At 74.2% G+C, this 18,134-nt stretch carries 12 protein-coding genes; 10 read left to right on the top strand and 2 right to left on the bottom strand.

Annotated features, from left to right (window positions below):
* Positions 1-7 precede the first annotated feature (7 nt).
* The 6 genes from AB0L06_RS07735 to AB0L06_RS07710 all read left to right on the top strand — a co-directional run bounded on the left by AB0L06_RS07735 (position 8) and on the right by AB0L06_RS07710 (position 11,017).
* Positions 8-1,861 (top strand): serine/threonine-protein kinase, encoded by a 1,854-nt coding sequence (locus AB0L06_RS07735; RefSeq protein ID WP_500230132.1) that lies wholly within the window; start codon positions 8-10, stop codon positions 1,859-1,861.
* A gap of 201 nt (positions 1,862-2,062) precedes the next feature.
* A complete protein-coding gene (locus tag AB0L06_RS07730; RefSeq protein WP_500230131.1) occupies positions 2,063-2,719 on the top strand; it encodes an acyl-CoA-like ligand-binding transcription factor in 657 nt (218 codons plus the stop codon).
* Between the two features lie 165 nt (positions 2,720-2,884).
* The gene (locus AB0L06_RS07725; RefSeq protein WP_500230130.1) at positions 2,885-5,131 is read left to right on the top strand and encodes an MMPL family transporter; all 2,247 of its coding nucleotides are present in this window, start codon (positions 2,885-2,887) and stop codon (positions 5,129-5,131) included.
* Between the two features lie 82 nt (positions 5,132-5,213).
* Positions 5,214-6,191, top strand: a complete 978-nt coding sequence (locus AB0L06_RS07720; protein ID WP_500230129.1) for a phosphatase PAP2 family protein — start codon at positions 5,214-5,216, stop codon at positions 6,189-6,191.
* Positions 6,192-6,257: 66 nt separating this feature from the next.
* On the top strand, positions 6,258-9,518 hold the full coding sequence (gene lysX / locus AB0L06_RS07715; protein ID WP_500230386.1) for a bifunctional lysylphosphatidylglycerol synthetase/lysine--tRNA ligase LysX: 3,261 nt from the start codon (positions 6,258-6,260) through the stop codon (positions 9,516-9,518).
* 98 nt (positions 9,519-9,616) lie between these two features.
* On the top strand, positions 9,617-11,017 hold the full coding sequence (locus AB0L06_RS07710; protein WP_500230128.1) for an ABC1 kinase family protein: 1,401 nt from the start codon (positions 9,617-9,619) through the stop codon (positions 11,015-11,017).
* Positions 11,018-11,033: 16 nt separating this feature from the next.
* Here AB0L06_RS07710 and AB0L06_RS07705 read toward each other — a convergent pair whose 3' ends face one another.
* On the bottom strand, positions 11,034-11,900 hold the full coding sequence (locus AB0L06_RS07705; protein WP_500230127.1) for a siderophore-interacting protein: 867 nt from the start codon (positions 11,898-11,900) through the stop codon (positions 11,034-11,036).
* Positions 11,901-12,050: 150 nt separating this feature from the next.
* Between AB0L06_RS07705 and AB0L06_RS07700 the strand changes: the two genes are divergently transcribed.
* The 4 genes from AB0L06_RS07700 to AB0L06_RS07685 all read left to right on the top strand — a co-directional run bounded on the left by AB0L06_RS07700 (position 12,051) and on the right by AB0L06_RS07685 (position 16,853).
* Positions 12,051-13,724, top strand: a complete 1,674-nt coding sequence (locus AB0L06_RS07700; protein ID WP_500230126.1) for an FUSC family protein — start codon at positions 12,051-12,053, stop codon at positions 13,722-13,724.
* Positions 13,724-14,260 (top strand): MarR family winged helix-turn-helix transcriptional regulator, encoded by a 537-nt coding sequence (locus AB0L06_RS07695; protein WP_500230125.1) that lies wholly within the window; start codon positions 13,724-13,726, stop codon positions 14,258-14,260. The genes AB0L06_RS07700 and AB0L06_RS07695 overlap by 1 nt, the downstream gene beginning before the upstream one ends.
* 140 nt (positions 14,261-14,400) lie before the next feature.
* Complete coding sequence (locus AB0L06_RS07690) at positions 14,401-15,174, top strand: cyclase family protein (protein ID WP_500230124.1); 774 nt, start codon at positions 14,401-14,403, stop codon at positions 15,172-15,174.
* Complete coding sequence (locus tag AB0L06_RS07685) at positions 15,171-16,853, top strand: thiamine pyrophosphate-binding protein (RefSeq protein ID WP_500230123.1); 1,683 nt, start codon at positions 15,171-15,173, stop codon at positions 16,851-16,853. The genes AB0L06_RS07690 and AB0L06_RS07685 overlap by 4 nt, the downstream gene beginning before the upstream one ends.
* On the opposite strand, the gene AB0L06_RS07680 is transcribed toward AB0L06_RS07685, so the two are convergent.
* Positions 16,801-18,081, bottom strand: coding sequence for a nitrate/nitrite transporter (locus AB0L06_RS07680; protein WP_500230122.1), 1,281 nt, complete (start codon positions 18,079-18,081; stop codon positions 16,801-16,803). The genes AB0L06_RS07685 and AB0L06_RS07680 overlap by 53 nt on opposite strands.
* Positions 18,082-18,134: the final 53 nt, after the last annotated feature.

Raw genomic sequence — 18,134 nt, 5'->3', positions numbered from 1 at the left:
AGGCAGGATGCACGGGGACGGCACGGCGCTCGGGAGCCGCTACACGCTGGTCGGCATGATCGGCCAGGGCGGCATGGGCGTGGTGTGGCGGGCGTTGGACCGCGTGACCGGCGAGGAGCGCGCGGTCAAGGTGTTGCGGCCGGAACTGGCGGCCGACCCGGCAGCGGTGACCCGGTTCGTCCGGGAGCGCACGGCGCTGCTGCGGGTCCGGCACCCGAACGTGGTGACCGTCCACGACCTGGTCGTCGAGGGTGACCGGCTCGCCCTGGTCATGGACATGGTGACCGGCGAGGACCTCGCCGAGTACCGCGGGCGGCGCGGCGGCGCGCTGGCGCCCGCCGAGGCCGCCTGGCTGGTCGGCCAGGTCTGCGCGGCCCTCGTCGCGGTGCACGAGGCGGGCCTGGTCCACCGCGACCTCAAGCCCGCCAACGTGCTCCTCGACCACAGCGCGCCGGAGGCGCCGGTGCGGCTCGCCGACTTCGGCGTCGCCCGGATCGCGTCCGGGGACGACCTCACCGCCACCGGCAACATCGTCGGGACGCCCCGCTACATGGCGCCCGAGGTCCTCGAGGGGCACGAGCCCGGTCCGCCCGCCGACGTCTACGCCGCGGGCGTCACCCTGTACGAGCTGCTCGCCGGACGCCAGCCGTTCGGCGGCGGCAGCATCTCGGCGGTCCTGCACGAGCACCTGCACGTCCCGCCGCCCCCGCTGCCCGGCCTGCCCCCCGAGCTGTGGACGCTGCTCGAGCAGAGCCTCGAGAAGCAGCCGATGGCCCGCATCGGCGCCTTCGACCTGGGGCGGCGCCTGATCGAGTACGCCCGCGCGAACCACCAGGGCCGGTTCGCGATCACCGTCCCGGCCGGTTCGGGGCAGAAGGGCGGACCGTCCATGACGGGCGGGCCGTCCGCGATGGGTGGGCCGTCCATGACGGGCGGGCCGTCCGGGACGCACCCCGGCGCGTCGCTTCCGAACGGCACCTTCCCGGCGGGCGCTTCGCTGCCCCAGGGGGCTTCCCTTCCGCCCGGTTCGTCCCTGCCGCAGGGCGCCTCCCTGCCGCAAGGCGTCTTCATGCAGCAGGGCGCGCCCGGGATGCACCAGGGTGGGCTCACCGGCCCCGGCGGCTCGCCGGACGGCACGCTCGCCGGGCCCAGGAAGAGCGGCGGCCCCCGGCGCGGCACGCTCATCGGCGTGGGCGCGGCCGTCGTGGCCGCCGTCACCGCCACGGGCGTCACGCTCGCCCTCACCGGCGGGGGCGGCGGTTCCGACAAGGGGCAGGCCAAGGCGGCGGCCGAGGCGTCCCACGGGACCCTCACGGCCGGGAAGCCGAACGGCTCGGCGACGCCGTCCGGCAAGGGCAAGAAGAAGTCGCCCGGGGCGACGCCGTCGGCGTCCGGCTCGGGATCGGCCTCCCCGAGCGGCTCACCGGGAGCCTCGCCCTCCTCGGGCGCGCCGAAGAGCTCCGGCCCCGGGGCGAGCGGAGGCGGGGGCGGGAACGCGCCGCAGCCCACCGACTGGCAGTGCGGTCCGCGCGTCCAGGCCGACAGGAGGGCCCACTTCCTGACGGCGTGCATCCGCTTCGACGGCCAGTCCGTGCGTCTGCGTGCGACCCTGGACCCCACGGCGTCCCGCGACGACCCCAAGCTGATCGCCGCCAACCAGATGCAGATCATCCTGGTCCTCAAGCGGGCCGCCGACCAGACCAACGCCGGACGCTGGACCTCCCCGCCCTGCGCCACGCTGGTCTGCACGTGGGAGACCTCCACCATCCCCGCGAAGGGCAAGTACCGGGTGCTGCCCGAATTCAGTTACCAGGGCATCTACCAGGGGAACGGTCAGGAGACCCCGACGCTCACCTACTGACGGCCCGCCAACGCCGACGGCCCGCCGAGGCCGTCCGTCCCCGGCGCCGACGCGCACCGGCCCGAGCGACCGCCCGGCTCATCGACCTCTTGGTCGACGAGCCGGGCGGTCGGCGTTTCGGCGCCCGGTGTGTTGCACCTCACGCAAGAAGTCAGGCTCTGCAATTTTGCAGAGCCTGCAAAGAAGTCTAGAGTCGAGGGCATGACGGTGGAGATGGGCCTGCGCGAGCGCAAGAAGGCCGCGACCCGCGACGCGCTCAGCCGCGCCGCGACGCGGCTGGCGCTCGAGCACGGCGTGGAGGGCGTCACCGTCGACGCGATCGCCGCCTCGGCGGGCGTGTCGACCCGCACCTTCCACAACTACTTCCCCGGCAAGGAGGAGGCGATCGTCGCCCCGCTGACCGACGCGGCGCGGGCGCTGCTCACCGGTCTCGCGGGACGCCCCGCGGACGAGCCCGTCTGGGACTCGGTCCGCGCCGTCCTGCACGAGGTGATCACGCCGCCGGACCGGTTCGGGGAGACGGTCGCGCTGCTGCGGATCGTCAGGGCCGACCCCTCGCTGGTCGCGTCCCAGCTCTGCGGGCTCGGCCAGATGCAGGCGGAGGCGGCGGCCGTGATCGCCGCCCGCACCGGCACCGACCCCACCCGCGACCTGTATCCCCACCTGGTCGCCGGGGTCATGGGGATGATGATGCGCGTCACCGTCAACCTCTGGTTGGACGGCGGCGGCGTCGCGGACCTTCCCGAACTGGTCGACTCGGCCCTGGCCCAGTTCCGCGCGGGCCTGCCCGAACCGGACCGGCCGACCCCGGGTCGGGAGGCCGCCCTGGCGGCGGTCTCGGCCGACCCGTCCGGATGACATGCCTCCGGCCGGGGCGCGCCGCCCTGCCCCGGCCGGACACCCCCTTTCGGCGGACCCACCCCTGAGAGCCTGGCGACACAGCCCGTCGCGAGGTCTTCGACCGTGCACCGTCCGTGAGACCGGACCGCCCTCCGGCGTCTCCGGCATCGATGGGATCTTCTTTTGGCAACCTTCCTCTACCGGCTCGGCCGGTTCTCCTACCGACGGCGTGGGCTCGTCGCCCTGATCTGGGTCGGGCTGCTCGTCCTGTTCGGGGTGGGCGCCGCCGTGCTCAAGGGCCCGACGTCCACCGACTTCTCCATCCCCGGCACCGAGGCCCAGCGGGCCATCGACCTGCTCAACGACAAGATGCCGCAGGCGTCGGCGGACGGCGCGACCGCGCGCGTGGTGATCCGCGCGCCCGCCGGCCACACCCTCGCCGAGCCCGCCACCAAGGCGGCCGTCGAGGACGTCGTCGGCAAGCTGCGGACGGGCTCGCAGGTCGCCCAGGTCGTCGACCCGTACGAGGCGAAGGCGCTCTCCCAGGACCAGCGCACCGCGCTCACCCAGGTCACCTACAAGGTCACCCAGGTCGACGTGAAGGAGTCCTCGCGGCACGCCCTCGACAGCGCCGCGGGCGCCGGACGCGACGCCGGACTGACCGTCGAGATGGGCGGCAGCGCCACCCAGGCCATGCCCGAGCAGGGCGCGTCGGAGCTGATCGGCCTCGCCATCGCCGCCGTCGTGCTGATCATCACGCTGGGCTCGCTGGTGGCCGCCGGGCTGCCGCTGCTGAACGCGATCCTCGGCGTGGCGATCGCGATGAGCGGCATCACCGCCGCGACCGGCCTGATCGACATGAGCTCGACCACCTCCACGCTCGCGCTGATGCTCGGCCTGGCCGTCGCCATCGACTACGCCCTGTTCATCACCTCCCGGTTCCGGCACGAGCTCGCGGAGGGCAGGCCCGGTGACGAGGCCGCCGGACGCGCCGTCGGCACCGCCGGGTCGGCCGTGGTGTTCGCGGGCCTGACCGTCGTGATCGCGCTGGTCGGCCTCGGCGTCGTCGGCATCCCGATCCTCACCGAGATGGGCGTCGCCGCCGGGTTCGCGGTGATCGTCGCCGTGCTCATCGCGCTCAGCCTGCTGCCCGCGATGCTCGGCTTCGCCGGACGCCGCGTCATCGGCGGCCGGATCCGCGGCCTGCGCGGCGGCCCGAAGCCCGGGAGGACCGCGGCCGGGGAGCGCTGGGCGCGGTTCGTCGTGCGCCGTCCGGTGGCGGTGCTGCTGCTCGCGGTCGCCGGACTCGGCGTCCTCGCGCTCCCGGCGCTGGACCTGCGGCTCGGCATGCCCGGCGAGGAGTCCTCCGCGCCGTCCAGCTCGCAGTACAAGGCGTACCAGATGGTCTCCGAGGGCTTCGGCCCCGGCTTCAACGGCCCGCTGATGGTCGTCGTGCACGGGTCCGGGGACGTCACGAAGGCCGCCGGCGACCTGTCCGGGCAGCTGAAGGGCATGCCGGACGTCGCGGTGGTCACCCCGCCGGTGCCCAACCAGGCGCGCGACACCGCGCTGCTGACCGTGGTCCCGAAGAGCGGCCCGAGCACCAAGGCGACCGAGGACCTGGTCTCGGCCATCCGCGACAAGAGCGACGGCCTGCGCGCGCGGACGGGCGCCGAGGCGATGGTCACCGGCCAGACCGCGATCGGGATCGACATCTCGGCCAAGCTGGGAAGCGCCCTCGCGCCCTACCTCGCGCTGGTCGTGGGGCTCGCGTTCATCCTGCTCATGCTGGTGTTCCGGTCGATCCTGGTGCCGCTGAAGGCGACCCTGGGCTTCCTGCTCACCGTCGCGGCCACGTTCGGCGTGGTGGTCGCGGTGTTCCAGAAGGGCTGGGGCGCGTCGCTGATCGGCGTGGAGACCACCGGGCCGATCATGAGCCTGATGCCGATCTTCATGATCGGCGTGGTGTTCGGGCTCGCGATGGACTACCAGGTGTTCCTGGTCACCCGGATGCGCGAGGACCACGTGCACGGCGCGGCCCCCAAGGACGCGGTCGTCGCCGGGTTCCGGCACGGCGCGCGGGTGGTCACCGCCGCCGCGGTGATCATGATGGCGGTGTTCGCCGGGTTCATCAGCGACGACCAGTCGATGATCAAGCTGATGGGCTTCGCCCTGGCGGCCGGCGTGTTCTTCGACGCCTTCCTCGTCCGGATGACCGTGGTGCCCGCCGTGATGGCGCTGTTCGGCAAGGCCGCCTGGTGGCTGCCGCGCTGGCTGGACCGGCTCCTGCCCAACGTGGACGTGGAGGGTGAGAAGCTGCGCCACGTCCTCGGCGAGGGCGCCGGTTCCGGTCCCGCGAACGGGGACGGCGAGGGCGACGGCGACGTACCGTCCGCCGGACCGCGCCGATCCGTCACCTCCGGCAGATGACCCAGGGCCGCCGCCTCGTGATCCGAGGCGGCGGCCCTCTTTCCCCCTCCCTCCATTCCGCCCACCCCCAAGGAACCCGGACATGAACCTCCTCCAGCAGCCGGTCTGGTGGCGCGCACCCTCACCGCGCCACGCGTCCGGGACGGGCGGGGAGGCGTCGCCCGCCGCCTCCCCGGACGCCTCTCCGGTCCCCGCGCCGGACGCTCCCGCCCCCACCACCGCCGTCGACCTCCGCCTCCCGGAGACCTCGGAAACGCCCGGGACGCCGGAAACGCTCAAGGCGCCGGAGACGCCGGACGCGACGGAGGCCCCGGCCGCCGCGTCCCGTCCCCGCGCCCTCCGCGAACTGCTGCTGATCGCGGTGCTCTTCGGCATCTACAAGGCGGGCCGCCTGGTGGCCACCGGACGCGTCGCCGAGGCGTTCCGCAACGCCCGCGACGTCTGGGACATCGAGCGCCGGCTGCACCTGCCGAGCGAGCTGGCCGTCCAGAACGGCCTGCTGCACAGCCAGACCCTGATCGAGCTCGCGAACTCCTACTACGCCTACGTGCACTTCCCGGCGACGGCCGGGTTCCTGCTGTTCATGTACCTGCGGCGGCCCGCGTTCTACCGGTGGGTGCGCTGGGTCGTCGTCGCGCTGACCGGGGCCGGGCTCGCGCTGCACCTGACCGTCCCGCTCGCGCCGCCGCGCATGCTCACCTTCACCGGCCTGATCGACACCGGGGCGAAGTACGGGCCGTCGGTCTACGGCGCGCCGCAGACCGACACCGTCGCCAACCAGTACGCGGCGATGCCGTCCCTGCACATCGGCTGGGCGATCATCGTGGCGGTCGGGCTGATCGTCGCGTGCCGGACGCGCTGGCGCTGGCTCTGGCTGGCGCACCCCGTCCTCACCGTCCTGGTGGTCGTGAGCACCGCGAACCACTACTGGCTGGACGGGATCGTCGTCTCCGCCATGCTGGCGGTCACGCTGGCGGCGCTGCGCCCGTTCTACCGGACGGCGCGATCGGCGCACGTCGCGGGGCTGCGGGCCGACCTCGGGAGCGCGCGGGTACGCTGACCCGAAGGCCCGGCGGGACGGGCCTTCGGGGAAGACCGTGTCGGGGGACGAGTGCGCGCCAGAGCTGTGATCCGGGCTGTTCCGACGGGACTGTCGTGGTATTTGACGTTGTCGGGCGTCGTCTCGGTCCTGTCCTGGCTGTCGGCGGGCCTCATAGAGGACCTCGACGCCATCTGGCTGCTGCGCTGGATCGGCTACTTCGCCTGGGTGCCCAGCCTGATCTGGGGCCTGCTGATGCTGCTGCTGGCGACCGGGGTCCGGCGGCGCAAGAAGTCCGCCTGGCGGCTGACGCTGGTGCTGCTCAGCCTGTTCTTCCTGCTCTACCTCTCGGCCGCCGTGGTGTTCACCGTCGCGCCCGACCCGGACTTCCCGCTCGGCGTCGGCACCTACATCGCGCCGACCTGCTACGCCCTCGCGCTGGTCGCGGTCTGGGCGGCGCGGCATGAGTTCAGCGCCCTGCCCGACCGCGCCAACCTCCGCCTGGCCTGGCGGGTCGGCGGGGCGATGGTGCTGGTCAGCGGGGTCCTCGGCACTCTGCTGGTGGCCCTGACCGACCGGAATCCGGCGGGCGGGTTCTGGACCCAGCCGGTCTACGCCGCCCTCCAGACCGTCCTCGGCGCCCGGGTCACCGGCCACACCGTGGACGTGGACGTCCCCGGCTGGGTGGACCTGATCCTCGGCGTCCTCGGCAGCGGCCTGCTCGTCGCGACCGTGTGGGCGCTGTTCCGGCCCTCGCGCGGCGACGCGGTGCTGAGCCCGGGGGAGGAGCTGCGCGCCCGCGAGCTGCTGCTGCGCTACGGCGACGAGGACTCGCTCGGCTACTTCGCGCTGCGCCGCGACAAGGACTTCGTCGTCGCCCCGAACGGCAGGGCGGGCATCGCCTACCGGGCGCAGGGCTCGGTCTGCCTGGCCAGCGGCGACCCGCTCGGCGACCCCGAGTCGTGGGGGCAGGCCATCGAGGAGTGGCTCGCCGAGTGCCGCCGGCACTCCTGGACGCCCGGCGCGGTCAGCGTCGGCGAGCGCGCCGCCGTCGAGTACCGCCGGCACGGCCTCGGCGTCCTGGAACTCGGCGACGAGGCGATCATCGAGGTGGCCGAGTTCAACCTCGAGGGCCGGGAGATGCGCCAGGTCCGGCAGGCCGTCCGGCGGGTGGAGCGGGCCGGGTACACCGTGCGGATCCGGCGGCACGCCCAGATCCCCGCGGCCGAGATGGCCGGCATCCTGCAGCGCGCCGACCAGTGGCGCGAGGGCGAGACCGAGCGCGGCTTCTCGATGGCGCTCGGACGGCTCGGCGACCCGACCGACGGCCACTGCGTGATGGTCGAGGCCTTCGATCCCGAGGGGCGGCTGCGCGGGCTGCTGTCGTTCGTCCCGTGGGGCCGGACGGGCCTGTCCCTGGATCTGATGCGCCGCGACCGCGCCGCCGAGAACGGGCTGAACGAGTTCATGGTCGTCCGGCTGATCGAGAAGGCCGGGTCGGTCGGGGCGACCCGGATCTCGCTGAACTTCGCGATGCTGCGCTCGGTGTTCGAGCGCGGCTCGCAGATCGGCGCGGGACCGCTGGTCCGCGCCGCCTACCGGGTGCTGTCGTTCGCGTCCCGGTTCTGGCAGCTGGAGTCGCTGTACCTGTCCAACGCCAAGTACCACCCCGAGTGGGTGCCGAGGTACGTCTGCTTCAGCTCCGGCGCGGGCGGCCTGATCCACCTCGGGCTCGCCTACGCGCGCGCCGAGGGGTTCCTGCCGAGCCTGTCCCGGCGCCGCCTGGACCGCGCCGCGAACGCCAAGCCGACCCCCGAACTGCTCGCCGAGATCGGACGGCTGGAGGAGGCCGCCGAGAAGCACCGGGCTCCGCGCCGCCGCCTGTCGGAGCAGGAGCGCGTCCGGCACGACAAGCTGGAGCGGATCGAGGCGGCGGGCATCGAGCCCTACCCGCTGGGGTTCGAGCGCACCGCCCTCGCCGCGGGCCTGCGCGCGCGGTACGGCGGCCTCGTCCCCGACGCCCGCACCGGGGAGACGGCCGCGATCGCCGGACGGATCATGCTCGAGCGCGACCACGGCGGGCTGGTGTTCGCGACGCTGCGCGACGAGTCGGGCGACGTCCAGGTCATGCTGGCCGCGGACGTGCTCGGACCGGATCCGCTGCGCCGCTGGAGGCAGATGCTCGACCTCGGCGACCAGGTCGGCGTGACCGGCGAGGTCATGACGACCCGGACGGGCGAGCTGTCGGTCCTGGCGTCCGAGTGGAAGCTGACCGCCAAGTGCCTGCACCCGCTGCCGGACAAGCGCGCCGGGCTCGCCGACCCCGAGGCGCGGGTCCGGCACAAGACCGTCGACCTCATCGCCAACGACGAGTCGCGGAAGATGCTGCGGATGCGCGGCGACGCGGTCTGCGCCGTCCGGGACGTGCTGCGGGCGCGCGGCTACCTGGAGGTCGAGACGCCGATCCTGCAGCCGATCCACGGCGGCGCGACGGCCCGCCCGTTCACCACCCGGATCAACGCCTACAACATGCGGCTCTACCTGCGGATCGCGCCGGAGCTGTACCTGAAGCGGCTGCTGGTCGGCGGCCTCGGCAAGGTCTTCGAGATGGGACGCGACTTCCGGAACGAGGGCGTGGACGCCACCCACAACCCCGAGTTCACGATGCTGGAGGCCTACGAGCCGTACGGCGACTACGACACGATGGCCGAGCTGACCCGCGAGCTGGTGCTGGCGGGCACCCGCGCCGCCCTCGGCACCACCGTGGTCGTCCGGGACGGCGTGGAGCACGACCTCGCCGAGCCGTGGAACCAGATCACCGTGTACGGCTCGGTGTCGCGGGCGCTGGGCGAGGAGGTCACCCCCGACACCCCGCGTCCGGACGTCCTGCGGCACGCGGCGCGCGCGGGCGTCGAGGCCGATCCCGAGTGGGGGCAGGGGCGCCTGGTCCAGGAGCTGTACGAGGCGCTCGTCGAGGACCACCTGGCCGCGCCGACGTTCGTCCGCGACTTCCCGTCCGAGACGTCCCCGCTGACCCGGCCGCACCGCAAGGACCCGCGCCTGGCCGAGAAGTGGGACCTGATCGTCTTCGGCATGGAACTGGGCACCGCCTACTCCGAGCTGATCGACCCGATCCTGCAGCGGCAGCGGCTCACCGAGCAGTCGCTGCTCGCGGCGGGCGGCGACCCCGAGGCCATGGAGCTGGACGAGGACTTCCTGCGCGCGCTGGAGTACGGGATGCCCCCGGCGGGCGGCATGGGCATGGGCGTCGACCGGCTGCTCATCGCGCTCACCGGACGGTCGATCCGGGAGACGATCGCGTTCCCGCTGGTCAGGCCGGGCCGCTGAGACCGGCTCCGGCGATCTTCCCGTCCGGTATGACGAATTCGGTCTAAGCCGGGGAAAATGGGGATGGATTCCCTACGGGAGTGAGGACGGTCCGCGACGTGAGCGACATCCCCCGGCGTGCGGTGACCCGCACCGCCAAGCTGGCGAGCCTGCCCCTCGGTTTCGCCGGCCGCACCGCGCTCGGCCTGGGCAAGCGGACGCTGGGCAAACCCGCCGAGGCGGTCGCCCTGGAGGTCCAGCGGCGCACCGCCGAACAGCTGTTCGCGGTGCTCGGCGAGCTCAAGGGCGGCGCGATGAAGGTCGGCCAGCTGCTGTCGATCTTCGAGGCGGGCCTGCCGGACGAGCTGGCCGCGCCGTTCCGCGCGAGCCTCACCCGGCTGCAGGAGGCGGCCCCGCCGATGCCCGCCGCGACCACGCACAAGGTGCTGGCGGAGGGGCTCGGCCGGGACTGGCGCGACCGGTTCACCTCGTTCGAGAACAAACCGGCCGCGGCGGCGTCGATCGGGCAGGTCCACAGGGCCGTCTGGGAGGACGGCCGGACGGTCGCGGTCAAGGTGCAGTACCCCGGCGCGGGCGCGGCGCTGATGAGCGACTTCAACCAGATCTCCCGGATCAGCCGCCTGATCAACCCGCTGTTCCCGGGCATCGAGGTCAAGCCGGTGATCGCCGACCTGCGGCGCCGCCTGGAGAAGGAGCTCGACTACGTGGACGAGGCCGCCGCGCAGACGGCCTTCCACGACGCCTACGCCGGCGACCCGGACTTCGTCGTCCCCGCGGTCGTCGCGCAGTCCGGGAACGTGCTGGTCACCGAGTGGCTGGAAGGCACGCCGCTGTCGAAGGTCATCGCGTCCGGGACCAAGGAGGAGCGCGACCGGGCCGGGCTGCTGCTCTTCCGGTTCCTGCTGTCCGGGCCGTCCCGCTGCGGGCTGATCCACATCGACCCGCACCCGGGCAACTTCCGGCTGCTCGCGGACGGGCGGCTCGGCGTCATGGACTTCGGCGGCGCCGCGCGCGTCTCCGACGAGCTGCTCTGGTCGCTCGGCCGGATGGTGGCGATCGGCACCGGCGGCGACCCGGAGGAGATGGTCGAGAACGCCATCGCCGAGGGCTTCCTGGCCCCGGACGCCGAGGTGGACCCCGGGCAGTTCGCCGACCTGGTCGTCCCGCACGCGACGCCGTTCACGCAGGAGACCTTCCAGTACACCCGGGAGTGGCTGCGGCGGGAGACCGGCCGGAGCCTCGCGATGGCCACCGACATGCGGCCGGGCAGCATCGCGCGGCAGCTGCGGCTGCCGCCGCAGTACCTCGCGGTGTGGCGGGCGATGGCGGGCTGCGGCGGCGTGCTGTGCCAGCTGGAGGCCGAGGGCCGGTTCCGGGACGAGGTGATCCGCTGGCTGCCCGGCTTCGCCGACGCTCCCGGTGTCGTCGACGACGTGGCGGGCCTTGAGGCCGGCCCGGGCGACGACGTGCCGGAGGCCGAGGCCGAACCCACGTCCTGACCCCGGCCGTCCGGGGTCAGGAGGAGAGCGCTTGCTCCTCCTCCTGCTCGACCTGCTGGTTCCAGACGCGCTTGCCGGCCTGCCAGCCGTCCTCGTCGCGGCCGACCCGCCAGTAGCCGGAGATCGACATCAGGTCCATCGGGAGCGTCCGCTCGACCCGCAGGTAGCGGCGCAGGTCCTTGACGAACCCGGCCTCACCGTGCACGAACGCCTGGACGCGGCCGTCCGGGAGGTCCAGCGCGCGGACGGCCTCGACCAGGGCCGCGCCGACCGGGCGGTCGCCCCGGTGCAGCCAGGTGATCTTCGCGTCGGCGGGGGTGGACAGCTCCTGCTCCTCCGAGGCGTCCGGGACCTCGACGAAGACCAGGGCGGGCACGCCGGACGGGACGCGCTCCAGCGCCGCCGCGATGGCGGGCAGGGAGCTCTCGTCCCCGGCGAACAGGTGCCAGTCGGCGTCGGTGGCCGGCGCGTACTTGCCGCCGGGGCCCATGAAGGAGATCTCGTCGCCCGGCTGCGCCGCGTCCGCCCACGGCCCGGCGAGGCCGTCCTCGCCGTGGATCACGAAGTCGATGGCCAGCTCGCGGGTCTCGGGGTCCCAGGAGCGGACGGTGTAGGTGCGCGCGGTCGGCCACTGGTCGCGCGGGAACTCGGCCCGGATCCGCTCGACGTCGAACGGCTCGGGGTAGGTGACGCCGGGCCGTCCGAACATCAGCTTCACGTAGTGGTCGGTGTACTCGCCCGCGTCGAACTCCGCCAGCCCGTCGCCGCCGAGGACGACCCGGACCATGTGCGGGGTGAGGCGCTCGGTGCGCAGCACGACCCCGCGATGCGTCTTCCGGCCGCCCCTGCGCTCGCGGTCCGCCGTCCTCGGTTCGGTTGCCATACGCCCTCCGCTGTTCGTCTCTGCTTAGGTAAGCCTAATCCACCCGGTGCCGGTAGCATCCCGCTCTGTCTGATATTTTACAAGTGAAATACTTGTGAAGCTTTGAGGGGGATCGTGACGGACGGGGCGGGAACGGGGACAGGGGCGCTGGTGCGCCCGCTGCCGGTGCGCGGGGTGCTGAAGCTCGGCGGGGGCTCGGACACCTGGTTCAAGGCGGCGCTGAGCGCGGTCGTCGCGTCGGCGATCCCGAACCTGACGCTGCTCGCGTTCGGCCGCCTCGACCTCGCGCTCTACACCTCGGCGGGCTCGCTCGTCGCGCTCTACGCGCACGGCCGCCCGTACGCCGCCCGCGCCCGCACGCTCGCCCGGCTCGCGCTGCTGATGCTGGCGAGCCTCGCGATCGCGCTCACCACCGCCGCGCTGACCGAGGACGTGGCGATCCGCGTCGCGGTCGCGGCCCTGCTCGCCGCCGGGCACAAGCTGGTCAGCGACGCCTCCCGGATCGGCCCGCCCGGCAACGTGATCTTCACGTTCGTCGCCTCGAGCTGCGCGTTCGTCCCGCAGCGGCTCGCGGACGTGCCCCTCCACGTGGGGCTGGGGCTCGCCGGGGCCGTGATCTCCTGGCTGGTGTGCATGGCGCCCGCCCTCGTCCGCCCGGACGGCCCGGAACGCCTCGCCGTCGCCCGGGCGCTGGAGGCCACCGCCCGCCTCCGCCGCGCCACGCCCCCCGCGGCGGACGCCGCCGACGCTGACTCGGCGGGCACGGATTCGGCGGCGGCGCGGGCGCGGCATGACGCGGCGACCGCGATCAACGCCGCCTGGCACACGTTGTTCCTGCTCCCGGCGGGGGCTGCCGAGCGGCGCGTCCCGCTGGAGAGGCTGGTCGTGCGGGCCGAGTCGGTGCTCGGCGGCGCGTCCGCGCCGCAGGGGCGGCTGCTCGCCTGGGCGGCGGCCCTGCGGAGCGGACGGCCCGTCCCGGTCCCGGCCGGAACGGACGCGGCGGAGACCGGTGAACTCGCGGGCATCGCGGACGAGCGGCGCGCGCGGGCGGCGTCCCGTCCGCAGGGGACGCGGGCCGTCCTGGCCGCGCTCCGGCGGGGCTCGCCGCTGCTGCCCGTCGCCACCCGCGTGGGCGTGAGCGCGGCCGCCGCGGGCTGGCTGACCATGCTCCTCGGCGTCGGACGGCCCTACTGGGCGGTCGTCACGGCCGCCGCGATCTTCCAGGCGAACCTCGTGCTGACCTGGCGGCGCGCCCTCCAGCGGGTGCTCGGGAACCTGCTCGGCCTCGCGCTGTTCACCGCGCTGCTGCCGGTGATCGGGATCGGCCCGTTCGCGCTGGTGCTGGTCGCGCTCGCCGCGCAGTTCGGCGCGGAGGCGGGGATGTCCCGCAACTACTGGCTCGGCTCGGTGTTCGTGACGCCGATGGCGCTGAGCATGGTGGAGTTCGCCGGGTACCAGCCCGCGCGCGAGCTGGTCGGCGACCGCTGGCTCGACACCTGCGTCGGCGCCGCGGTCGGGCTGCTCGGCTGCGTCCTGATCACCAACCGGCGCGCGTCCGGGCGCATCGACGGCGCGCTTGCTCGGCTGTCCGCCGCCGTCGCCGAGACGCACGCCGTGACCAGGGCCGCGCCCGGCACGGTCGCCGCGCTCCGCGACCGCGTCACCGCCGCCCTCGTCGACCTGCGGGACGCCGTGGACGTCGCCGAAGGCGAGTGGTGGCAGCGCGCCCTCCCCGCCGAACGCGTCGAGCGCGCCGAACGCGACGGCCACCGCGCGCTCGCCACCCTCACCGCCGCCGCCCCCGCCGATCGAGAGGCCGCCTGATGACCACGGACGACGCAGCCGGAGGTCCCCCTGTGCGGGACGCGGTGACCGAGGTGCTGCGGCAGTGGCAGGAGCTGCGGCCCGACCTGGACACCACGCCGATGGCCGTGATCGGACGGGTGAACCGGTGCGCGGCGCTGCTCCAGCACGCCACCGACACCCCGCACAGTCGCGCCGGTCTGGCCCGTCCCGAGTACGACACGCTCACCGCGCTGTACCGGCTCGGTCCGGACGTGACCCCGGGACGGCTCGCGCGTGAGACGTTCGCGTCCGGCGCGGCGGTCACCAAGCGGCTGCGCGCGCTGACCGAACGCGGCCTGGTGGAGCGCCGCGTGGACGACCGGGACCGGCGCGTCCAGCACGTGTCCCTGACCGAGGACGGCCGGGCCCTGCTGGACCCGCTGCTGTCCGAGCAGGTCGAGTACGAGGCGTCCCTGCTGGACGGCCTCGGCCCGGAGCGGAACGCCGAGCTGGCGGCCGCGCTCGCGGGACTGCTGGCCCTCCTGGAGGGAAGCCTCGGCCGCCAGGTCGGCTAAACGGCTATGTCGGCCGGGCGGCTCCGCCGTCGCATCGGGTTAACCCGGCGGTCCCCGGACGCGTCTTTTCAAGGCGCAGCGGTCCGGTTACGTTCGGGGAGATCCGAGCGTCGCGACTCTCGGGGAACGAGGAGGCCGCCGTGACCGAGTCCGCGTTCTCAGCCGGGGCCCTGGCCGCCGCCGTGGCGGACGGCTCGCTCGACGTGGTCGACCTGACCGCGCCGCTGACCGAGCGGACCCCGATCCTGCGGCTCCCCGAGCCGTTCGCCAACACCGTCCCGTTCTCGCTGCGCGAGATCAGCCGCTACGACGAGCGCGGACCGGGCTGGTACTGGAACGACATCGTCACCGGCGAGCACGTCGGCACGCATTTCGACGCGCCCGTCCACTGGGCGACCGGACGCGACGGGGAGGACGTCTCCCAGGTCGCGCCGGCCCGCCTCGTCGCGCCCGCCGTCGTGCTGGACGCGTCCGGGCACGCAGCCGCCGATCCCGGTTTCCTGCTGGAGATCGACCACGTCCGCGCGTGGGAGAAGGCGCACGGGACGCTGCCGAGCGGCGGCTGGCTCCTCTACCGGACGGGCTGGGACGCGCGTTCCGACGACGCCGAGGCGTTCCTGAACGGCGGAGTGTGGCCGGGCGTCTCCACCGAGGCCGCGCGATGGCTCGCCGAGGAGACGCCGATCCTCGGGATCGGGGTCGAGACGGTCGGCACCGACGCGGGCGCGGCGCACGGCTTCGACCCGCCGTTCCCATGCCACTCGCACTTCCTCGGCGCGGGCAAGTACGGCCTCACCCAGCTCCGGAGCCTGGACCGCCTTCCGGCGCGCGGCGCGGTCCTCGTCGCCGCGCCGCTGCCCATCGTCGGCGGCTCGGGGAGCCCCTGCCGGGTGCTCGCGCTGGTCGACCGGTGAACGTCGCCCGGGCGGTCGGGCGGGCGCTGGCCCGGCTCGGCGCGCACACGGTGTTCGGGGTCGTCGGCAGCGGCAATTTCGAGGTGACGAACGCGCTGGTCGAGGGCGGCGCCCGGTTCGTCGCGGCCCGGCACGAGGGCGGCGCGGCGACGATGGCGGACGCCTACGCGCGGGTCGGCGGCGGGCTCGGCGTGCTCAGCGTCCACCAGGGGCCGGGCCTGACCAACGCGCTCACCGGCATCGCCGAGGCCGCCAAGAGCCGCACGCCGCTGCTGGTGCTGACCGGCGAGGTCGCCGCCTCGGCGGTGCGGTCCAACTTCCGGATCGACCAGGCGGCGCTGGCGAGCGCCGTCGGGGCCGTCCCCGAGCGGATCCACTCGCCGGAGACGGCGCTGTCCGACCTGGCCCGCGCCTGCCGGACCGCCGTCGCCGCCCGCCGGACCGTCGTGCTCGGCCTGCCCCTGGACGTCCAGACCGCGCCCTACGACGGGCCCGGCGACTGCGTCCCGCGGGCCCCGCACGCGACCGGGACGGCCTGGCAGCCGGCCGTCCCGCCGCTGGCGGTGCCGCCGCCCGCCGCGCTCGCCCGCCTCGCGGACGCGCTCGCCGCCGCCGAGCGCCCGGTGTTCCTCGCCGGACGCGGCGCGCGGCTGTCCGGCGCGGGCGGCCCGCTGCGCACGCTCGCCGGACGCTGCGGCGCGCTGCTCGCCACCTCGGCGGTCGCGCGCGGCCTGTTCCGCGGCGACGCCTTCGACCTGGACGTCAGCGGCGGGTTCGCGACGCCCGTCGCCGCGGAGCTGATCCGCCGCGCGGACCTGCTGGTCGGCTGGGGCTGCGCGCTCAACGACTGGACGCTGCGGCACGGCGCCCTGGTGGGGGAGGACGCCCGGCTCGTCCAGGTGGACGTGGAGGCCGAGGCGCTCGGCGCGCACCGCCCGGTGGACCTCGGCCTCATCGGCGACGCCGCCGAGACCGCGCTCGCCGTGGACGCCGAGCTCGCCCGCCGCCGCCACCGGATCCGCGGCTACCGCACCCGCGCGGTCGCCGGACGCGTCGCCGCCGAGGGCCGCTGGCGCGACCTGCCGTTCAAGGACCGGTCGGACGGCGTCCGGATCGACCCGCGCGCCCTCAGCGTGGCCCTGGACGACCTGCTGCCCGCCGAACGCACCGTCGCCGTCGACTCCGGCAACTTCATGGGCTACCCCACGATGTACCTGGACGTCCCCGACGTGGACGGCCTGGTCTTCACGCAGGGCTTCCAGGCGATCGGCCTGGGCCTCGCGACGGCGGTCGGCGCGGCGCTGGCCCGCCCGGACCGGCTCACGGTCGCGGCGCTCGGCGACGGCGGCGCGATGATGTCGGCGGTCGAGCTGGACACCGCCGCGCGCCTCGGCCTCGGGCTGCTGGTCGTGGTCTACGACGACGAGGCGTACGGCGCCGAGGTGCACCACTTCGGCCCGCACGGGCACGCCCTGGACACGGTCACGTTCCCGCCCGCCGACCTCGCCGGCGTCGCCCGCGCGTACGGCTGCGACGCGCTGACCGTCCGGCGGGTGGAGGACCTCGAGCCGGTGCGGGACTGGCTGTCCGGGCCCCGCGACCGTCCGCTGGTGGTCCAGGCGAAGGTCACGTCCGATCATCCGTCCTGGTGGCTGGCGGAGGCGTTCCGTCCCCATTAGCGGCCGCCTCGCGTCCCGTGCGCCTGGGGAAGGCGGTCGCGGTGAAGAGCACGGCGCCGAGCGCGCAGGCCGCGAGCAGCAGCAGGCCGATCACGTACGAGCCGGTCGCGCCGTAGACCAGGCCCATGAGGATCGGCGGGAAGTAGCCGCCGAGCCCGCCGGCCGCGCCGACCAGCCCGGTCACGCTGCCCACCTTGGACGGCTCGACGAGCTTTCCGATCAGGGCGAACACCGCGCCGGTGCCGAGCCCGAGCGCGAGGGCCAGCAGCACGTACGTGGTGCCCGCGCGCAGCTCCGGGGGGAGGGAGAACGAGGCGACCACCGCCATCACGGCGGTCAGCGAGAACGAGAAGATCAGCACGGCGCGCGGCCCGACCCGGTCCGACAGCGTCCCGCCGAGCGGACGGCCGACGACCGCGGCCAGGGAGAACCCGGCCGTCCGCATCCCGGCGTCCACCGCGGAGAAGTGGTACACGTTCTTCAGGTAGGTCGGCAGGTAGGTGGAAAAGGCCACGAATCCACCGAAGGCCAACCCATAGAGCAGGCACGCCCGCCAGGTCGTCGGGATCCTCGCGGCGGCGGCCAGCCGTGGCGTGATCGGCTCGCTGGACGGCCTCCAGAGCGGCGAGTCGCGCGCGAGCAGGTAGACGACGCCCGCGGTCACCGCCAGTGCCGCCGCCACGAGCACATAGGTCTGGGTGCGGCCGATGGAGTCGGCCAGCCGGGGTGTGAAGAACGCCGACAGGGCCGTCCCGCCCATGCCCGCCCCGAACACGCCGGTCGCGAACCCGCGCCGCGCCTTCTCGTACCAGGCGTTGCAGAACGGGACGCCGACCGCGAACACCGTCCCGGGCAGGCCGAGCACGAACCCTCCGACCAGCAGCAGCGCGTAGGACGACCCGGCGAACCCGACGAACAGCACCGGGATGATCGACAGGAGCGACACGACCGCGAACATCAGCCGCCCGCCGTGACGGTCGGTGAGCGCGCCGACCGGGATCCGGCCGAGCGACCCGACCAGCACCGGCACGGCCACCAGCATCGAGGTCTGGAACGCCGACAGGCGCAGGTCCTTGTCGTAGTGCGAGGCGAGGGGCCCGATCATGTTCCAGGCCCAGAAGTTGATGGCGAACGTCCAGGTCGCCAGCGCCAGGTTGCGCGTCTGCCCGTGGCGCAGCGCCGCCTCCGGCCCCGTGTCCTGCCCGGTGCCCTGCCCGACCTCCGTCATGCCCGTCCCCCCGAGACCGATCCGATCAGCCATGGCTTAACTACCCAGAGTGA

This window comes from Spirillospora sp. NPDC052269 (assembly GCF_040679435.1).
In the GTDB taxonomy this organism is placed as follows: Bacteria; Actinomycetota; Actinomycetes; order Streptosporangiales; family Streptosporangiaceae; genus Spirillospora.
The sequence above is the reverse complement of the archived record's forward strand: the minus strand, read 5'-3'. Positions and strand labels throughout refer to the sequence as shown.

What these genes read in the sequence shown, in the direction of transcription:
- AB0L06_RS07735 (WP_500230132.1), top strand. Translation starts at nt 8, where the DNA reads ATGCACGGGGACGGCACGGCGCTCGGGAGCCGCTACACGCTGGTCGGC.
- AB0L06_RS07730 (WP_500230131.1), top strand. Translation starts at nt 2,063, where the DNA reads ATGACGGTGGAGATGGGCCTGCGCGAGCGCAAGAAGGCCGCGACCCGC.
- AB0L06_RS07720 (WP_500230129.1), top strand. Translation starts at nt 5,214, where the DNA reads ATGAACCTCCTCCAGCAGCCGGTCTGGTGGCGCGCACCCTCACCGCGC.
- AB0L06_RS07705 (WP_500230127.1), bottom strand. Translation starts at nt 11,900, where the DNA reads ATGGCAACCGAACCGAGGACGGCGGACCGCGAGCGCAGGGGCGGCCGG.
- AB0L06_RS07695 (WP_500230125.1), top strand. Translation starts at nt 13,724, where the DNA reads ATGACCACGGACGACGCAGCCGGAGGTCCCCCTGTGCGGGACGCGGTG.
- AB0L06_RS07680 (WP_500230122.1), bottom strand. Translation starts at nt 18,081, where the DNA reads ATGACGGAGGTCGGGCAGGGCACCGGGCAGGACACGGGGCCGGAGGCG.